The sequence below is a fragment of the Streptomyces sp. NRRL F-2580 genome (genome assembly GCF_000720115.1).
GTDB lineage: Bacteria > Actinomycetota > Actinomycetes > Streptomycetales > Streptomycetaceae > Streptomyces.
Window position 1 is genome coordinate 57,402 of sequence record NZ_JOIR01000026.1, and the last position, 16,027, is coordinate 73,428.

11 protein-coding genes and 7 pseudogenes are annotated in these 16,027 nt (G+C 68.6%); 9 read left to right on the top strand and 9 right to left on the bottom strand.

Going from position 1 to position 16,027, the window contains the following annotated elements:
• Positions 1 to 306 precede the first annotated feature (306 nt).
• The 4 genes and pseudogenes from IF88_RS48245 to IF88_RS0125920 all read right to left on the bottom strand — a co-directional run.
• Positions 307 to 2,079: pseudogene (locus IF88_RS48245) on the bottom strand (DNRLRE domain-containing protein); the annotation flags it as partial.
• Positions 2,080 to 2,883: 804 nt separating this feature from the next.
• Positions 2,884 to 3,437: pseudogene (locus IF88_RS40840) on the bottom strand (AAA family ATPase).
• An 858-nt stretch (positions 3,438 to 4,295) separates the two neighbouring features.
• Positions 4,296 to 4,532, bottom strand: a complete 237-nt coding sequence (locus IF88_RS0125915; RefSeq protein ID WP_030717206.1) for a hypothetical protein — start codon at positions 4,530 to 4,532, stop codon at positions 4,296 to 4,298.
• Positions 4,533 to 4,614: 82 nt separating this feature from the next.
• A complete protein-coding gene (locus IF88_RS0125920; RefSeq protein ID WP_030717209.1) occupies positions 4,615 to 5,190 on the bottom strand; it encodes a hypothetical protein in 576 nt (191 codons plus the stop codon).
• Positions 5,191 to 5,733: 543 nt separating this feature from the next.
• Between IF88_RS0125920 and IF88_RS49125 the strand changes: the two genes are divergently transcribed.
• Positions 5,734 to 5,859 (top strand): hypothetical protein, encoded by a 126-nt coding sequence (locus IF88_RS49125; protein ID WP_267884530.1) that lies wholly within the window; start codon positions 5,734 to 5,736, stop codon positions 5,857 to 5,859.
• Positions 5,860 to 6,143: 284 nt separating this feature from the next.
• Here the strand turns inward: IF88_RS49125 and IF88_RS0125935 are convergent, their stop codons facing one another.
• Together IF88_RS0125935 and IF88_RS0125940 are read right to left on the bottom strand one after the other, a co-directional pair.
• Positions 6,144 to 6,635 (bottom strand): DUF6233 domain-containing protein, encoded by a 492-nt coding sequence (locus IF88_RS0125935; protein WP_030717212.1) that lies wholly within the window; start codon positions 6,633 to 6,635, stop codon positions 6,144 to 6,146.
• A complete protein-coding gene (locus IF88_RS0125940) occupies positions 6,632 to 6,964 on the bottom strand; it encodes a hypothetical protein (RefSeq protein ID WP_158754572.1) in 333 nt (110 codons plus the stop codon). The genes IF88_RS0125935 and IF88_RS0125940 overlap by 4 nt, the downstream gene beginning before the upstream one ends.
• A gap of 204 nt (positions 6,965 to 7,168) precedes the next feature.
• Between IF88_RS0125940 and IF88_RS40850 the strand changes: the two are divergent.
• Positions 7,169 to 7,375: pseudogene (locus IF88_RS40850) on the top strand (transposase); the annotation flags it as partial.
• 116 nt (positions 7,376 to 7,491) lie between these two features.
• On the opposite strand, the gene IF88_RS0125950 reads toward IF88_RS40850, so the two are convergent.
• Positions 7,492 to 8,322, bottom strand: a complete 831-nt coding sequence (locus IF88_RS0125950) for a hypothetical protein (RefSeq protein ID WP_158754573.1) — start codon at positions 8,320 to 8,322, stop codon at positions 7,492 to 7,494.
• A gap of 415 nt (positions 8,323 to 8,737) precedes the next feature.
• Positions 8,738 to 8,950: a transposase gene (locus IF88_RS44095; RefSeq protein ID WP_420711004.1), complete on the bottom strand. Its 213-nt coding sequence runs from the start codon at positions 8,948 to 8,950 to the stop codon at positions 8,738 to 8,740.
• 499 nt (positions 8,951 to 9,449) lie between these two features.
• Between IF88_RS44095 and IF88_RS0125955 the strand changes: the two are divergent.
• From IF88_RS0125955 to IF88_RS0125975, 5 genes and pseudogenes are all read left to right on the top strand, one after another.
• Positions 9,450 to 9,817, top strand: a pseudogene (locus IF88_RS0125955) (transposase family protein); the annotation flags it as partial.
• Positions 9,818 to 9,984: 167 nt separating this feature from the next.
• Positions 9,985 to 10,080: pseudogene (locus IF88_RS45715) on the top strand (IS5/IS1182 family transposase); the annotation flags it as partial.
• A 275-nt stretch (positions 10,081 to 10,355) separates the two neighbouring features.
• A pseudogene (locus tag IF88_RS44105) lies at positions 10,356 to 10,765 on the top strand (transposase); the annotation flags it as partial.
• Between the two features lie 426 nt (positions 10,766 to 11,191).
• Positions 11,192 to 12,760: a hypothetical protein gene (locus tag IF88_RS0125970; RefSeq protein ID WP_030717228.1), complete on the top strand. Its 1,569-nt coding sequence runs from the start codon at positions 11,192 to 11,194 to the stop codon at positions 12,758 to 12,760.
• Positions 12,761 to 12,771: 11 nt separating this feature from the next.
• Entirely contained in the window at positions 12,772 to 14,100 is a 1,329-nt protein-coding gene (locus IF88_RS0125975; RefSeq protein ID WP_030717231.1) for a hypothetical protein, read from the top strand.
• 223 nt (positions 14,101 to 14,323) lie between these two features.
• On the opposite strand, the pseudogene IF88_RS48255 reads toward IF88_RS0125975, so the two are convergent.
• Positions 14,324 to 14,677, bottom strand: a pseudogene (locus IF88_RS48255) (transposase); the annotation flags it as partial.
• Between the two features lie 199 nt (positions 14,678 to 14,876).
• Here IF88_RS48255 and IF88_RS0125980 point away from each other — a divergent pair.
• Together IF88_RS0125980 and IF88_RS0125985 are read left to right on the top strand one after the other, a co-directional pair.
• Positions 14,877 to 15,419: an amidase domain-containing protein gene (locus IF88_RS0125980; RefSeq protein ID WP_234323698.1), complete on the top strand. Its 543-nt coding sequence runs from the start codon at positions 14,877 to 14,879 to the stop codon at positions 15,417 to 15,419.
• A gap of 26 nt (positions 15,420 to 15,445) precedes the next feature.
• Positions 15,446 to 15,946 carry a hypothetical protein gene (locus IF88_RS0125985; RefSeq protein WP_158754575.1) on the top strand — a complete coding sequence of 167 codons (501 nt, stop codon included), beginning with the start codon at positions 15,446 to 15,448 and terminating at the stop codon, positions 15,944 to 15,946.
• The last annotated feature ends 81 nt before the right edge of the window (positions 15,947 to 16,027 follow it).

Below are 16,027 nucleotides of genomic sequence, written 5' to 3' on the forward strand. Positions count from 1 at the left end.
GAGGCCGACCGTCAGGCTCTGCTCGGCCGACCAGGGTGAGCAGCCCACAGGGGTACAGGCGCGTACGGACCAGCGGTAGGTCGCACCGTCAGCCAGCTTTCCCTCCGGGATCTGGAGTGCGGCGCGGCCACCGCTCACCTGTGAGACGGGCGGCAGGGTCAGGCCGGGTACCGGGTTACCGGCTGCGTCCTTCACCGCGAATTCGGCATTCACCCGGCCTTGGGAGGCCTCGGAGACGACCGCGGACAGGATCGGCGTCAGTGTCTGCTGGGCGCCTGCCTGGATGTCCTGCGGGGCGTCGGGCAGGGGGCTGACCGTGAAGGTGGTCCAGTTGGACCAGGGTGACCAGCTGTTGCTGTAGTGCGTGCCGTCGTACGGCGAGGTGCGGAAGCGGTACATGCGCCCGTGCTGGAGCACGCCCGCCGGGACGACGATCGATGCCGGGGTGCCGGCTGGGACGAACGGCGAGACCAGGGTGTTGCCGACCTGGGTGTTGGTGGCGGCGTCGAAGATCTGGAAGGTGCCGTTGACCGTGTCGCCGTCCTTGTCCGCGAACGTGTCGCGCAGGGTGGGCGTCGTCGTCTCGACGCGCCAGGCGGGGGTCTTGTCCTGGACGAACGGAGGGCCGGCCTCCTGCTTGGTGCCGGTCTGCGGACGGTAGTTGTAGGTCACCGTCAGCTTCGGCGGGTTGGACGTGGCGTTTGCGGAGTTCACGCGCTTCCACTGCCCGACGACCGACTCCGACGTGGCCCGCAGGCCCATGCTGGACAGCGGAGCCTTCGCGGACGCCCACGACTGGACGAGGGTGGTCACGTCGGCGTTGATCCAGCCGTCCGGCGCCGAGCCGCAGCCGGGATTGCCGCGGGTCTCGGTGGACGTGGCGTACTTGGTGCCCATCGCCGGCTGGCTCGTCCACCGCGACGCGGTGCTCGGGGCGGTGGAGTCCCAGACCTCCCACGGCTGCGCGACGCAGTCGGTGTTCCCGGAGTGGAAGTTCCACAGCGACAGCTTGGCGTCGGAGACCAGCGCGTCCGCGATCGGCGCCGTGTTCCACGTGATGAACGAACGGGCGGTGCGGAACGTGCCGTTCGCGTTCTTCGTACCGGGGTTGCCGAGGTCGAGCTCGGTGTCGTTTGACCAGTCGACGGTCTCGCCCTGCTGGACGTAGGTGTCGAAGACGTTGCCCAGCGAGGACGTCGACGGGTCCACGGTCACCGGGTACTTGGTGGCCGGGTCCGCGAGGAACTTCGCGTCCGGGGTGACGACCAGGTCGACCGTGCCCTTGCCCTGGACGACCGTCATCGCCACGGGCACCTTGCGGGTGTGCTCACCGGAGACCGGATCGACCGTGGAGTCCCACATCACCGGCGCGGGCATGACCGCGGTCTTCTTGCTCTTGCGGTCGGTGAACTGCACGCTGCCGTCGGCCTGCTGTTCCACCTTCAGGCCCTTGGCCACCAGCGGCAGGGTGTACGAGTAGTTCCCGCCGGCCGGGCGCTGCTTCAGCTCGACGAACTGCTCGAAGCCGCTGCGCGTTGCCTCGATGACGACGTCGCCGCCGGGGACGGCGTTGGTGTACTCGGCGCGCGCCCCGTCGAGCTTCGGGGACGGCAGGGCACCCTTCCACTTGAGGGTGATCTGCTGCTCACCCTCCCCCAGCGTGACGAGGTCGGTGCTGACGTAGTTGACGGACGGCGCGGCCTGGGGCACGGCCTTCGCCATACGGGGGACGCTGCCCGCGGCCAGCTTCAGGCCCTGCGGGTGGGCCTTGGACGCCACGGACCCGTCCGGGGCGTGGCCCAGGGTCACGTCGACCCCGCGCCAGGCGCGTGCCTGCTGGTCGTAGAAGCGGATCGGTCCGGCGGCCACTTCGGTCGTGAGCGTGCCGTTCGGGTTCACCCACGTCGTGGACGTCTCGGACCGCTCCGAGACCGCCTCCACGCGGTGTCCCGCCGTCCGCGCGGCCACCCGGGCGCGCGCGAGATTGAGTTCTTCGGTCACGGCGCCGGACTTGGCCGTGGCGGCCGGAGCTGCAGCGGCGTCTGCCGGGTGCGAGCTCTGGAGCAGGGTCGCGGACACGATGAGTGCCGCTCCGCCCGCTATCCAGTGGGTGGTCCCCCAGGGCCCTCTTCCACGGCGTCTTGCCGTGGAGAAGCGAGTAGCCATACTTCCTCGGTCTTTCTGCGAGTATCGATGATCTCGATACAGAGAGCTGCAACGTAGCCTCCTGACCAGGCAGTTCGATCTCTGAAACGGACAAGAGGGACACAAGTCGCACCCCAGTGATGCAATTCACGTCATGGCTAGATTCCGCTGTTCATCGAGGATCCGGAGTGAGCACGGGCAGGCCGCGCAGCATCAGGTTGTTGATCACGCTCAGGTTGTAGCGACCACAGGGCACAGGTGAACAGCCCCAGATCGGCTGCTTCACCCGGGCCGGGTGGGTTGAGTCATCTACGACCGCGTCCTGGCCGAACGGACCTGACGGGCGGTCCGTCGCGGCCGCCCGCCACCGGGACGCGGCATGATGCCGGACGTGAAAGCACAGCCGAGTAGGGTGGCGCCCGAGATCCGGGTGCCACCCGGGCAGATCCGAAACCCCCCTGAACCGGCACGAGAAGGATGAACAGAACATGGCAGAGCGACGCATCTGACAGCGCAAGCCAGCCGCTGGGGTATGCGCCACCTCGGCTGCACCCGAAACCACTCGGAAGGCCGTCCGGCGCCGTCAACCTCCCGGGAGGTCGAGGAGCGGACCGAGGCCGTCCAGCTCCGGGAGGGTTAGTGCTGAGGTGGGGACCAGGGCTGCCAATACTTGATCTTGGTGTCTCTTCACGCGCCGATGTTCACAGGGCCGCGCCGGACAGGTCCCGACCAGCAAGATCAGGATCGTTCAGCGGAGCGCTGCCCGATCCAGCCGATGACGGTCACCACCTCACGCGCGATGTCCACGACAGGCCGCCCGTCGGTCGCCACCCGCACCGTGTCCGCGGGTGCCCGCTCATCCAGGCGCCTCGCCTTGCGGGCGCTGCCCTTCAGCTCCTGCTCAGCTCCGAGCCGAGTTCCCGGCCCGCCAGCCGCTCGCCGACGGTGGCATCGGAGGCAGTGAGCAGCACTCGTATGATGCGCACGCCCGCCCCCATGGCGCGCTCGAGCATGCCCGCCGCCTCGGGCAGCACACTCACGGTGTTCGTATAGATCAGGCGGCAGTAGCCGAGCCGGGCGAAATTCGCCCAGACGGCCGTCAGATTGCACTCAGTGATCTCCGAGCGGTGGGGATCCCCCTCCGGTGCTGGATGCACCTGGCCCATGAAGTCACCCTCCACAATCGCGTGCGAGACCGCCGCGGCGCGCAGCCGCGCCGAAACCTCCCAGCCCACCGTCGTTTTGCCGACACCGGCACGCCCACCGATGAGCAGTACTTCCGGATGATCCATGGGAGGCAGCGTGCCAGCCCCCGACCGCGTCACGGGATCCGATTTCGCTCCATGCCCATGGCCGCAGACCGGCCCATCGGCAAGATCGCAATCTACAACTGGAGTACCAGCAGACCCGGGCTCCACGAAGGGGATCGGGTCGGGCAGAGCCACGTCCACGTCGGCTCTCACGCCGATCCGGGGTCCCTTCTCCAGCTGGTGCAGGGCGCCTCCTCGACGATCCGGCCGGCGGGCACGCAGCGAAGATCACCTGGGCGACCCTGGCGGTTCTTCCCCCCGTTCGGTGACGCTACTGCGATCGATGCGCTCAGCAGCGAGTGCGGTGACGCTCAGAGTGGTTCACCGGTTTTCGGTTCTGCATCGTTCCGGCGAGTCAACTACCTTGCATTGAACGGGAGTGTGTCTTGATGGAGGAAGGCTAAGGGTGGGGGACCACGAAGTGGGCCGATGAGGGTTTCGAGGACAGGTCGCCAGCTGTCCGGCGAGGCATCGGGTCGCTGCGCTTCGGCATGCGTATCACTGAGGTCGCCGCAGTGCTGGCGGGCATGGCCGAACTGCGTCGGTCTCAGGCTGGTCCATCGTTTCGGGGCTTCTGGGAGTGGAGTTCGGTACAGGGCTTGCGGAGCCTGCTGTCTATGCCCACTTCTGCCGACGGCCTGCTGTTCTGCGTCGCGGTTATCCCCGCGTGTGGCCCCCAGGTGACGCTTTGGGGAAGGAAGTTGACGGCTTGTGTCCCGGCCGATCTGGAGCGGTTCCTCCTGGCTCGTCCTGGCAGCACACGGCTGGGGTGGGGTGAGCGCGGTACGGCAGCGGCTCCGTCCCTGTTGTGCGAGGGGGCGGGGCCGGGCTGGTTGGGGGTCAGGTGAGGGTGATGGAGGCCTTGGAAGCGGTGTTCACGGTGAGGTGGCACCTGCGGTGCTCGTCGGTGTTGTCCTGTCTCGCGGCGCCGTAGGCCGGTCGAGTAATGGCCGCCGGTCTCTCGATGCCGACGAGGTGGGACAGGGTGTAGGTGCCGCGCCGGGGCCAATGCGCCGCGGCCTCGTCCGCGAGCGCGGACAACCGCTCGCGTGCCTCTTCACGCACCTCAGGACCCATGCAGCCACCCTCTCGTGCATGGACAACAGAACAACGGAACGTTGTCTCGTTACCGGGTGGCGACGCATGAACCGGACGCGCGTCATGGTCCCGGATGCCTTCTGGCGGGGTCCGGCGGAGTCCGCCAGGACGGCGGCCAGGCGGCATCCGACCGTGTCTCCCCAGTGAGCAGGCCAAGACTCGCTCGCGCGAGTTCGAGGTATTCCTGACGGGCAGTCCGATATTCCGCGAACGCTGCGTCCCATGCTCCGGCGTCCGCGGGGATCAGACCACGGGCCAGCCACTCGAGATGCCACAGACAGTGGTTCACCCGGACCGTGGCGGTGTTGGTCGCCGCGTCGCCCAACAGCCAGAGTCCCTCGCTCAGAGCCGAGCGACGGCTCTCGGCCTCCCCCAGCTCGCCAAGTACCTCATCGGTGGGTTCCAACGGGGCGGATCCCGTCGCGATCCCACGGAAGACAGCGATGCGCAGGTAGCGATGCGCCAATGTCTTGACCGCGTGGCCGTACTCGGCGTAGGCGTTCAGCCGCCGCTCGTCCCAGCGGACCGACTGCTGCCGACGCCATCGGGTGCGCTCGTTCGCACTGCTGACCAGATACGACGTTGCGGCACCCACGGCGACACCGACGAGGGGGAGTGCTTCGCTGATCAAGCTCATTGACTTCCCTTCACTGCAGTGGACGTGCCTACGTGATGAGAACGCTCCCCGACGGCTGAAGACGGCGACAGGCGCCCGGTCAACGGATTCCCCAGGGAGTGCGCCAGCGTCGGCCCGAGGGGGAACATCGTTGACACGATCGAGCGGTTGTGCCGGTATCCGGTCAAGTCGACCGCCGGCGAACGGCTCAACAGCGTCGAGGTCGGCCGGTTGGGCGTTTGTGGGCGACAGGCTGTACGCGATACGGGACGCGGAGAGCAAGTTCGGATGCGGAAGAACGCCCGGCGTTTCCGGCGCATGGACGGCCTCCTGAACTTGAGCTCGCTACACAGGAGACGCCGACGAGCCGGAGCTGTTCGACCCCTACGGGCAAGTGGTACCCGACGCCACTGCCTTTCATCCGTGGCCATCTCGGCCGCGACAACCGTTCCCCAGCGGCAACAGCCCGCTGCCGGACTCCGTGGACGAGCGACGCGCGGTCCGGATCCGCATTTTCCTCAGCGCCCCGCCCCGGCGCCCACCGCCGCCTACCACTGCGCGTACGTGACCCGCTGGGTCGAGACCAAGCTCCGCTGGAACCTGGCCGCCGACGACCGCGAGCGCGAAGCACTCCTCGGCCTGGCGGAAGACTGCCCCGGCGCCACCGTCACTTACGAGTCCGTGCCGTAGCGGCCCGGCGTTCAGGCCAGCCGGGAACCGAGGCGAAAGCGCATCTCCCCGGCGGCATGACGGACCTCCTCGGGCTGCGCGTCATCGTCGAGCGCCCCGAGGAGGATCATCAGGGCCCTCGCCTCGTCCCCGCTGATCAGCTTCAGGCGCGGCTCGGTGACCCCGTCGCGTCACCCATCCCGGCCCGGTGCTGCGATCCGGTCCGGGATGGGGGCGGCATCCGGGCCGACCGGACAGACCAGAGCCCCTTGGCCCCTTCAAGCCCGGCAGGCGCTGGGTGGCCGCTAGGCGTATCCCGAGCCCAGCTCCAGCGCCTGGATCAGCACCTCGGCGGCGGCGCAGTCGTGGCACGCGTCGACGCCGGGCCGCATCAGGGCGTCGAGCGTCTCCAGGGCGTCCATGTCCTGGCCGCCGCCCGCCGCCTTCTTGCATCCGCTCTCGTGGACGACGGCCCCGCGCCGGCCCCCGGGACGGACCCGGAGCATCCAGCCCGGCCGCTCCGGGGGCGGCTCGACGGGAAGACGGTGCGAGGGCACCGCGGGGTAGTTCACGGCCCACATCGGCTCCAGCAGGTCGGCCGTCACCCACACCGTGCACTCCGACGGCTGGACGCGTCCGCCTTCGACCGTGACGTACGCGGGCATGCCGATCCTGTAGACCCAGCGATCGGGAAGCTCCTGGCGTTCATACAGCCGTACCCGGAGCCGCTTGCCGTCGGCCAGGACCAGGGTGATCGGCCAGTGCGGGCCGTGGGTGGCGGGGTGCTCATCTCTCACCGCCGGGACGCGGCCTCGCCCGGCGGGACCGCGATGATGCGGCCGTCCACGCAGAGGGTGACCAGCTCCTCCTCGCCGCCGGGGGCCGCGCTCGCGTACTTCTGCAGTGCGCGCCGGGCGGCCCGGCTCCAGCCGGCTTCGGTGGCAGCCCAGTGCGGGTGAGCGTCCAGCCGGAAGCTGAGACCGAGCAGCTCCACCCGCAGCTCGTGCCCGTCGGCCGGAGGATCTCCGGCCAGCCGCTTGAGAATCCGGGTCCACCGCTGCTGCAGCGCGACCAAGTCATCCGGGAACCCGATGACTGGTCTCGGGCCGCCCGGCTCGGCGCTCACGCCGCGGTCACCCACGCGCGCGCCCGGGAACGACGGCGCAACTCGACCCGGGCAGCCCGGGAGCAGCCCGAGACAGCCCAGAAAGGGTGCGCCTCAATGCGGCACGAGAGGGAGATCAGCCGACGTCGGAGCGTCGTGGTGCCAGCCTGCGCGGGCTGGCGGGCCAGGTCGGTGTACGTGCGCAGCCAGGCGGGCTGGAGGTCCCCGCACCGCAGAAGGGCCGGACGCCCCCTCCTGCGCGGCCAGGAGGTAGACGACGCCGAACACCGAAGGGTCCGAGCCCGCGTCGAGCACACCTTCGCCCGCATGAAGAACTGGAAGATCCTCCGCGACTGCCGCCAGCAAGGAGACGGCCTCCACCACGCCGTCCAAGCCGTCGCCACCATGCACAACCTCGCCATGACACGGTGAAACAGCAGGTCAACAACTACTCGGGCCTGCCCGAACCGAGCCTTCTGCAACACCCTTTAGGCCCTGCTCTGGGCTCAGATCATGTGGGGGCGTGAGCGCGCTGTCGCGTCGGCGGGTCAGTTGGGCAGCTGTACGTTCCAGGTGCGGTTGCCCGCAGCGTGGTGGTTGACTTGCACGGCCTCCTCCGGGTTTTCCGCGTCGAAGGCGGACGTGACGCGGTGCACCATCTCGTCGCTCTCCCAGAACGGCTCGGCCTTGGTGAAGCGTCCGCCCTGCTTCTTGCGGACCTTCCAGCGGAACCGGACTGTGTAGTCGACGAGGAAGTAGCTGGCCGACATACGTGTGGTGGTGGAGAAACCGGGGTTGTCGACGAAGGTGATCCGGTCGGCGGCGTTGATGATGTTGCCGTCCTCATCGTTGTACGGAGGGCGGAAGGGGCCGTCCACGCCCCAGGCGCGGCGGGGAGCTTTCTTGGGCTGGTAGTTCACCGACGTCGGAACGATTTGGCGGCTTTCGTCGGAGACCTCCTGCCAGAAGTCGTACGCGTCTGCCGCGGGCGTCTGCATCCCGACCGCGCGGCGCAGCGTTGCCGTCTGTGCGAAGCCGATGTTGTTGTTGCCGTTCAGCGACTGCTCCTCGTCGCCGTCGTAGCTGGAGGTGAAGACAAGGGTCGGATTGCCGATCTCTTCCTCGACGCTCCTTTCCTTGCCCTTCACCGAGGGCGTGGCACCGGCCTTGCCGCTGCGGGTGGCACGGGTGGCCGCTCCTGCCTCGGTCTTCTGCTGGTTGGTCGGCGGGCTGTCGCCGCGCTCGACGACCTCGTCCTGGGTGCGCTTTTTGCTGCGCGTACTGGGAGCGGCGTGCGGCGCCTTTGGCACGGCCGGGCCCTGCGCGATCATCCGCCCGAGCGTCGCATTGCCCACAGAGCGCTGCATAGCCGTGGCCATGGCCGGATTGACCGGTCGGAGTTCCGGCGCGACCCGCTGGCCTCTGTCTGGATCCGCTGCGCGTCGGTTCGCCCTCGTCGCTACCTCGGCCTCTTCCCGGTCCTTGCGTAATGGCACAGCGCACACTCCCCGCGTGTAGACGGTCTGCCTACAGGACGCTACTGGAATGCCCATCGGCGCAGGAGAGGCACAACGCCACTGCTGGGGGCAGCATGAATGCCCGCGACGGACAACCGACTGGGATGAGACAGGAGCGAAGCGATCCAAACGGACCTCCGTTCGTCGTTGCCCGCCACGCGAGCCACGGCAGCAGACAGAAGGCTCAGACGACGCCTCCGACAGGACAGGTGTCCATATAGCCGCTAAACACCTACTGTGGGAAAAAACGCCGTTTTGGGGTCTGTCGGGCAAATGATCACCTGGCAGGCTCGCGGAGCCACGGGATCAGAGCTGCCACGACGATTTCAGCCCGATGGCGATCGGCGAGCTTGTCGAACCTCGTCGCGATCGCACGGAATTGCTTGAGACGGGCGAAGCAGCGTTCGACCAGGTTGCGGTTGCGGTAGATGTCTTCTTCGAAGGCGGATGGGCGACCGCCGTGGGTCCCGCGTCGTGGGGTGGTTGCCATCTGGTCGCGGCGTTCGGAGGGCGACGGGCCCTTAGGGGTGGCTCGGATCGTGTCCCAGTCGATCGCGGGGTCGGCGAGGAGGGTGTCAGGGGATCCTCGGCGGTGCAGAGCGGCGACGGGGCGGGAGCGGCGGGACTGGTAGCGGCTGCGGACCCGGACAGCAGAGCGCAGCAGGCCGGAGCGGGGAAGGTGGGCGAGGTCGACGTCGCGGACGCCAAGGTGTTCGGCGGCTTGGCGTCGGTCGAGGAGGTGGCTGGCGCGGTGCGCGCCGACCCGGGCGTCGTGATCGGCGAACTGTTGGTTCCAGGGCCAGGCCGTCGTACAGGACGTGGCCCTAGTCGATAACGTGGCGCTTGACGGATAGCGGATTGGTGCAGGTGTTTGTAGCCACTCAAAGATAGGGCTGCAGAAAGTTCACAAAACGCGATGCGACTGCGGAAGTTGGCAGCTGAGGTGAGGATCAGTGAGCTCCTTCAGAGTGGCCGTCGAGTGGGTCACCATGCTCATCGTCACCGCGTGAGTGACCGCCGCTGCAAGCTCCCGCCGCACCAGCGTGCCCTGGTCGGCCTGGTGTATCTACGCAGGCACGAGGCCCTCACGCAGATCGCTGTCGGCTTCGGCAAATCCGTCGGCGCCGCCCACGCCTGCACCACAGCCGTCGTCGACCTGCTCGCCGACCGCGCACCCGGCCGGCTGCGCGCCCTGCGCGAAGCGGGCCCCGACTGCGTTCTGATCGATGGCACCCTCGCGGAGTGCGATCGAGTTGGCGACAGTCAGGCCGGCTACTTGCACAAACACCGCAGCAAAGGGGTGAACGTGCAGGTGGTGACCGATCCAGCCGGACGGCCGCTATGGATCGCGCCCGCATCTGCGAACCCGACCCGGGGGCGACCGAGTTGAGGCAGTACGAGTGCCGGCCCGGCTGCGGGAACATTGAGATCTTTCAGCGTTGCCGCTCCAGGGTGAGGGACATTCGATTCGGGCTGCACCGGGCTCTGCGGAAGATGCGCCAGGACTCTAGACGGGCTACGCCCCGCTCCATGACGGCGGCCCGCACCCACCGGATCATCCGGATCTGCGAACGCCAGGGCGTCCCCGTCCTCGCCGACCGCGCCTACATGGGAGCTGGCCCATGCATGTAGCGCCCGTGACGCAGGTGCTGAGTCGGCAGCTCGAAGACGAGCAGCGAACCGCCCTCCTGCCGTCGCAGTCCCGAACTAAGCAGCAGCTGAACGAAGCTCGTGTTGCGCAGCTCTGTGCGTGATTCCCACACCGGCGCCGCGAGACCAGCGCGGGTGTGGCCACGTAGCCCGAAGTCCGACCACAGGCCCCAGGTTCGCGGCGTCAGCCACGACACTCGCGAGCTGGCCGAGTCCGTTGACCTGCCGCAGGAACTTGGCTTGGCTCGGGCATGACCTGCTGGCGTCGCCTGGCCGAGTGGACCGAGGCCGGTGTGTGGCCCCGGCTCCACCAGGTCCTGCTTGCCGAACTTCGCGGCGCGAACGCCCTGGACTTCTTCCTGGCGGCAGTCGACGGGTCCCACATCCGCGCGTTGAAGAGGGATCCAAGACAGGACGAAGCCCCGTCGACCGGGGCAGATCGGGCAGTAAACATCACCTGATCACCGACGCCACCGGGATCCCGCTCGCCGCCACCCTGACCGGTGGCAACCGCCATGCTGTCACCCAGCTGATCCCGCTTCTCCAGGAGGTGCCGCCCGTGCGGGGCAAACGTGACCGACTCCGGCGCCGCCCGGGCGTTGTGCCGGGCGACCGTGGCTACGACCACGACAAGTACCGCCGCCTGCGGATCCGCTGAGACACGCGACGACATCCACGAAGCCTTCCTCACCAGGGCCGCCACCCCCGTACGGGCTCCAGCCGGAGCGGCTGCGGAGCCGGTTTCAGATGGGCCGAGAGCTCCGGCAGGGCCGACGGGGACGGCAACGGCCGCATCGTCGTCACCGGCCGCGAGGAACACGCTGAACAGGCACGCCGCCGCCCGAAAAGATTGCAAACATACACGCCGAGAAGTTCATCATGCGATCCTTCTTACCCCCACAAGGTCCATGCTGAGCGTGTCAGTTCAACGCCGACCCGGACATCAAGTTACGCTCCGTTACCCCTGATATCGGCGAACGCAAAGGGGAACCGGGTGGAAAACACGGTCGGCGGCCTGGCAAGGCCACAGAGGCCGCCACGAAGGGGAGCGGCGGCGTGGCAGCGGTGCCTGAGTCTGGCCGTGATCCTCGCCGCCTGCGCGGCGATGCTCGGCGTCATGACACCGACGGCCAGCGCCGCGCCCAACGTGAAGGTGACGGTCACGGTCGACCGCATCAAGGTGCTGCGCAGCTCCGAGGAAGGAGCGTGCGGCTCGATCGACTGGTACGCCAAGGTCTTCATCAACGGCGTGGCCTTCAACAACGAGGACTCCCCGAGCCAGGACGAGCTGGAGGGGCAGGGGGACATCAGCCCCGGCTGGGAGTTCTCCACCGAAGTCGACGTCGCCACCCTCGATCAGAGCAGCGGCGTCGCGAAGTTCCCCGTGACCATCGAGGTCTGGGACGAGGACGGCGGTTTCTGCCTCGGCGACGACCAGTACGACGCGTCGCAAGCGGTCGGGAGGGGCATCAACTTCCAGGTGGCCGCCTCCCCTTGCCGGGTGTTCCGCGGCTCGTCCACCGGCGCCCCGTGCGGGTCCGGGTACATCGACTCCGGCACCGCGGAGGACGCGGCCGAGGTGACGTACTCGGTGGCCGTGGACGACCCCGCCAGCGCCCCGGGCCTGCGCATCAGGTGCACGTCCGACCCCGTCGCCCCCACCATCGGCACCCCCGTGACGGTCACGGCCACCGCGCTCGACGGCGCCATGATGCCCACCATCGTCGCCGATGAGCTGCAGATCGTGGCCGCACGGAACAGGTCGACCGACTCCGTCAGGTATCCGCTCGCCGACCACAAGGTCTCCGGGGTGAACAGTACGTCCGTCACGTTCACCCCCACCGAGGGCGGGGACCTCGTCTACGGCTGCCGCCTGCGCGAGGGAACCACGGGCCTCTTCACCGGCTGGCGCCGCGTGGACACCAACCCCGGCACCTCGGCGGAGCCACGGCCGATCTCCTATACCGGCCCCCGTGCCAGCAGGATCGACATCGTGTTCGTCGCGGACCGCGACACGTACACGAGCTCCCGCGACCCGCGGTTCCTGGACGATGTCCGCCGGGTCGTCGAGACCTCCTACTACGGGTTCAACGACTTCCTGGCCAACCAGGACAAGTTCAACTTCTGGATCGCGCGTGCGCAGGGACGGGCCGACGACGCCAACGACGGCGACTGCGACCACGACCTGCCCGCCGGCTGGGACGACACCTTTGCCTTCGCTGACGCCGGCGCCATCCTGCACCGCAAGAACCAACGCGACTGCGCTCTCCGGGGCGACCGCATCTTCTCCGGTGTGGTCGACACGGCGGTGCGGTCGGATGCACTGCAGGTGATCACCCACGAGTCCGGACACCAGCCCTTCGGGCTCGCCGACGAGTACCCCCCGGACGGCGGCTACTTTCAGCAGGACGTCGCGCCCAACGTCTACGAGGACATGGCCGGCTGCATCGCCGACGCACCCGCTCTGGGCCGTGAGGCAACCGCCTGCCGCAGGTGGGAGCGGCCCACCGACTGGTGGCCCGACCCGGACTGGTTCAGTTCCGAACCCGCCCCCAACGACGTGATGTACAACAACACCGGTCCGGCGAACGCCGCCGACATCAGGAGATACGTCCTGATCTTCGGCGACTGCGCGTCGGCGAAATGCTGAGGGGGCCCACGATGCACCGTCGCCATCACCTCCACCGTCACCGCTACCGCTCACTGCTCTCGGTGATCACCATGATGGTTCTCACCCTGCTGATCGCCCCGCTGCACGGCTCCGCCGACTCCTCCTCCCGGCTCGACGACCCCGATCCGGCAAGCATCCCGCTGCCCGTCCTCGACGACGACGACCCGGCGAAGGCGGTCGTCGCCCGGGTCACGTTCAGCAGTCGCACCCAAGCCACCGTCGACCGCACGTCGGTCAGCCTCCAGCGCGCACACACGCACATCGGCGATCCGCCGATCCTGAAGCTGAGTCTCACGGACGTGGACGGACAGGTCATCGACCGTATGAACGCCTGGAGTCCCCTGTGGGTCTACTCGCACGGCGACCGGGAGCGGATGGACGTCAAGAGCGGCGGGTCGGGCAGCTTCATCGTGCCCTTCTCGCCCGCCCTCTCCACCATGACGATCACCGACACGGCGCTGAACAGGGATGTCGTCACCGTCGACGTCAAACCCGCCATCCGTGACTTCTGCGTGTCGCACCCCGCTGATCCCGACTGCCTGGAGAGCGACCTGTCGGTCGACTCCGTGGAGCCGCGGGCCCCGCTCTTCGCCGTCCTGGGCAAACCCGTCACCGTGTCCGTTGCCAGCACCGTCTCCAACGCCGGTCCGGACGGCCCGACCGACGCGCGTGTGGACCGTACGGTCACCGCCGGAACCGGCGTGACGGTCACCCCCGCCGAGCCCGAGACGACCGAGGTCGCCCTGGCAGTGGGCACGCCCCGGCGGCTGGAGAAGACGTACACCGTCACCTGTACCCAGCCCGGGGCGCGGACCCTGGACTTCACCACAGCGGTGGCGCCCGAGCGCGCCTCCGTAATCGATCCCCAGGAGGCCAACAACCGGCGCACCACGCGGCTGACCGTGGACTGCGCCGTCCCGGTGACCATCAACATCCAGCCGGGCACCACCCGCAATCCGGTCAACCTCAACGGCGGCGTCCTTCCGGTGGCCGCGCTGACCACCCGAGCCGGCGAGTACGGAAACCCTCTCGCCTTCGACGCGACCACGATCAACGCCGCCTCGCTGCACTTCGGGTCCCCGAGCGTGCTCCTGCTGGGCGGTGGGGTGCCGGAGGCCCACGGCCGGATCCATCCGGAGAACTCTCTGGAACTGGACGAGGTGACCCGTGACCGCGACCTGGACGCCGTCCTGCACTTCCAGCCACGGAGCCAGGCCCTGACCCCGGCCGATACCAGCGCCTGCGTCCTCGGGCGGTTCGCCGGCCCGAGCGGACCGCTCAGCTTCTACGGCTGCGACAGGGTCACGGTCGTGCCGTAGGGCGCGTTCCTTCACCACCGGCCGCGGCGGCCCGTACCCATGGCCGCCCCAGGGACCGGGCCGCCGGCATCGGCCGCCGGCCCGGTCCTGCGGAACCCGGTGGGGCAGCGTGGCACCAGGCACGGGTCCATCCGCCAGGCAGAGCCGATGAGTTCGGAGGCAGCATCCATCCGACGGCCCGCCACCCCGTCGCCGAGCACATCCTCGTGACGGTGCCGACGGCGCGGACCATCAGCGCGCAGTGCAGGTGGGCGAACGCGCGCTCCCCGCCCCGGCGCTGGGTGCCCAGCCCGGAGTCGTGTTCGGTGCCCCGGCGGGCGATCGGCGGCTTCACACCGAGGTCCCAGATCAGGCGGCGGTACTTGTCGTGGTCGTAGCCACGGTCGCCCGGCACAACGTCCGGGCGGCGCCGGGGTCGGCCACGTTTGCCCCGCACGGGCGGCGCGGCCTGGAGGAGCGGGATCAGCTGGGTGACAGCATGGCGGTTGCCACCGGGCAGGGTGGTGGCGAGCGGGATCCCGGTGGCGTCGGTGATCAGGTGATGCTTGCTGGCCGATCTGTCCCGGTCGACGTGGCTTCGTCGTGCGAAGCGGTTCCTGTTCTCGGTATCCGGTGGCACCGTCAAGCTTCAGAGCGAGTCCGACGACGGCCAGGCGGGACAGACCCTGTCGGCGACGGCGGCCGCCGCCACCCAGGTGATCGCCACTCCGGCCGACGCCGTCGGTCCGCCGGCCGACGAGACCGGAGCGCTGACGCTCGGAACGGACGGCTTCCCCATGGGTGAGGCACCCGCCGAGGGTGTTCGCCAGGCCTCCTACGCCGCGTCGTACATCAACGGTCTGGGAACCGGAAGCTGGGCGTACAACAACACGGGCGTCCAGTGGGAGTACAAGTACGACTGCACCAACTTCGTCTCCAAGGCCCTCTACTACGGTGGAGGCATGAAGATGCGGTCGGGCTGGTACAAGCGCGACGACGTGTGGTTCAAGAACCCCTGGTGGAACAGCTGGCCGGTGAAGGCCAGCTACACCTGGTCGGCGGCCGAGAACCTGCGCCGCCACCTGGCCTGGAACCGGCCTGGCTACTTCATCACCCGTGTCTCCGACGTCCGCAAGGGCGACATACTCTTCTTCCGGTACAAGGGCGACAGCGTCTACGAACACGCCGCCGTCGTCACTGCAAACTACAGTGGCCGGATCCACATGGCTCAGCACGGCGGGCCCGCCCACACGACATTGGACGACGCCATCGCCCGCAACAAGCAGACCCCCGAGCCGATCATTTCGATCGTCGTGATCCGCCCGACAGGCGCGCGATGAGGGCGGCTCCGGCCGTACGGGTCTTCGTGGCGGCTGTCCTGGCAGCGGGTGCTCTCAGCGCCTGCGCCGCCGATGAGGACGGGCTCCAGTACGCGACGGACTACTCCAACCACGAACCGCTGAGCGTGGTCGGATATCCCACGTCCGACTCCCTCCAGGTCACGCAGAAGCTGGTCTGGCGGCTTGCCGACGGCCGAGTCGATGAACTGGAGTCACTCGCTGCTGACCCCGACGACGCGAAGGCTGAGGTCGAGAAGACCGCACAGAACTGGATCCAGGCCTTCCGGAAGGGTGCCGGCGGGAAGGTGACCGCGGATTTTTACGACGAGGGGTCCGTGCGGCAGTTCGTCGTCGTGTACTTCCACGACACTGCGCAGGTGAAGGGATTCTCGGTCCGGCTCACCGGAAGCACCGGAGAGGGTGGCTGGCGCGTCGACATGCGCGAGCCCGACCCGAAGGAGGCGGCGGGGGCTCCCGAGTGGGTTCCGAAGACACCCGGAGGCCTCGGCTCGAAGACACCGCGTTGAGATAGCCGGAGTTCTCCTCGCGAGGGGCGTCGTTCCGTGGATCGTTTCCACGGGGCGGCGCCCCTTCCCGTTGGCGAGAAC

Bases quoted from the DNA above. Each gene is read 5' to 3' on its own strand.
- IF88_RS0125975 (WP_030717231.1), top strand. From the start codon at position 12,772: ATGCACCGTCGCCATCACCTCCACCGTCACCGCTACCGCTCACTGCTC.
- IF88_RS0125980 (WP_234323698.1), top strand. From the start codon at position 14,877: ATGGGTGAGGCACCCGCCGAGGGTGTTCGCCAGGCCTCCTACGCCGCG.
- IF88_RS44095 (WP_420711004.1), bottom strand. From the start codon at position 8,950: ATGGCAACCACCCCACGACGCGGGACCCACGGCGGTCGCCCATCCGCC.
- IF88_RS0125950 (WP_158754573.1), bottom strand. From the start codon at position 8,322: ATGGCCACGGCTATGCAGCGCTCTGTGGGCAATGCGACGCTCGGGCGG.
- IF88_RS0125915 (WP_030717206.1), bottom strand. From the start codon at position 4,532: ATGGGTCCTGAGGTGCGTGAAGAGGCACGCGAGCGGTTGTCCGCGCTC.
- IF88_RS0125920 (WP_030717209.1), bottom strand. From the start codon at position 5,190: ATGAGCTTGATCAGCGAAGCACTCCCCCTCGTCGGTGTCGCCGTGGGT.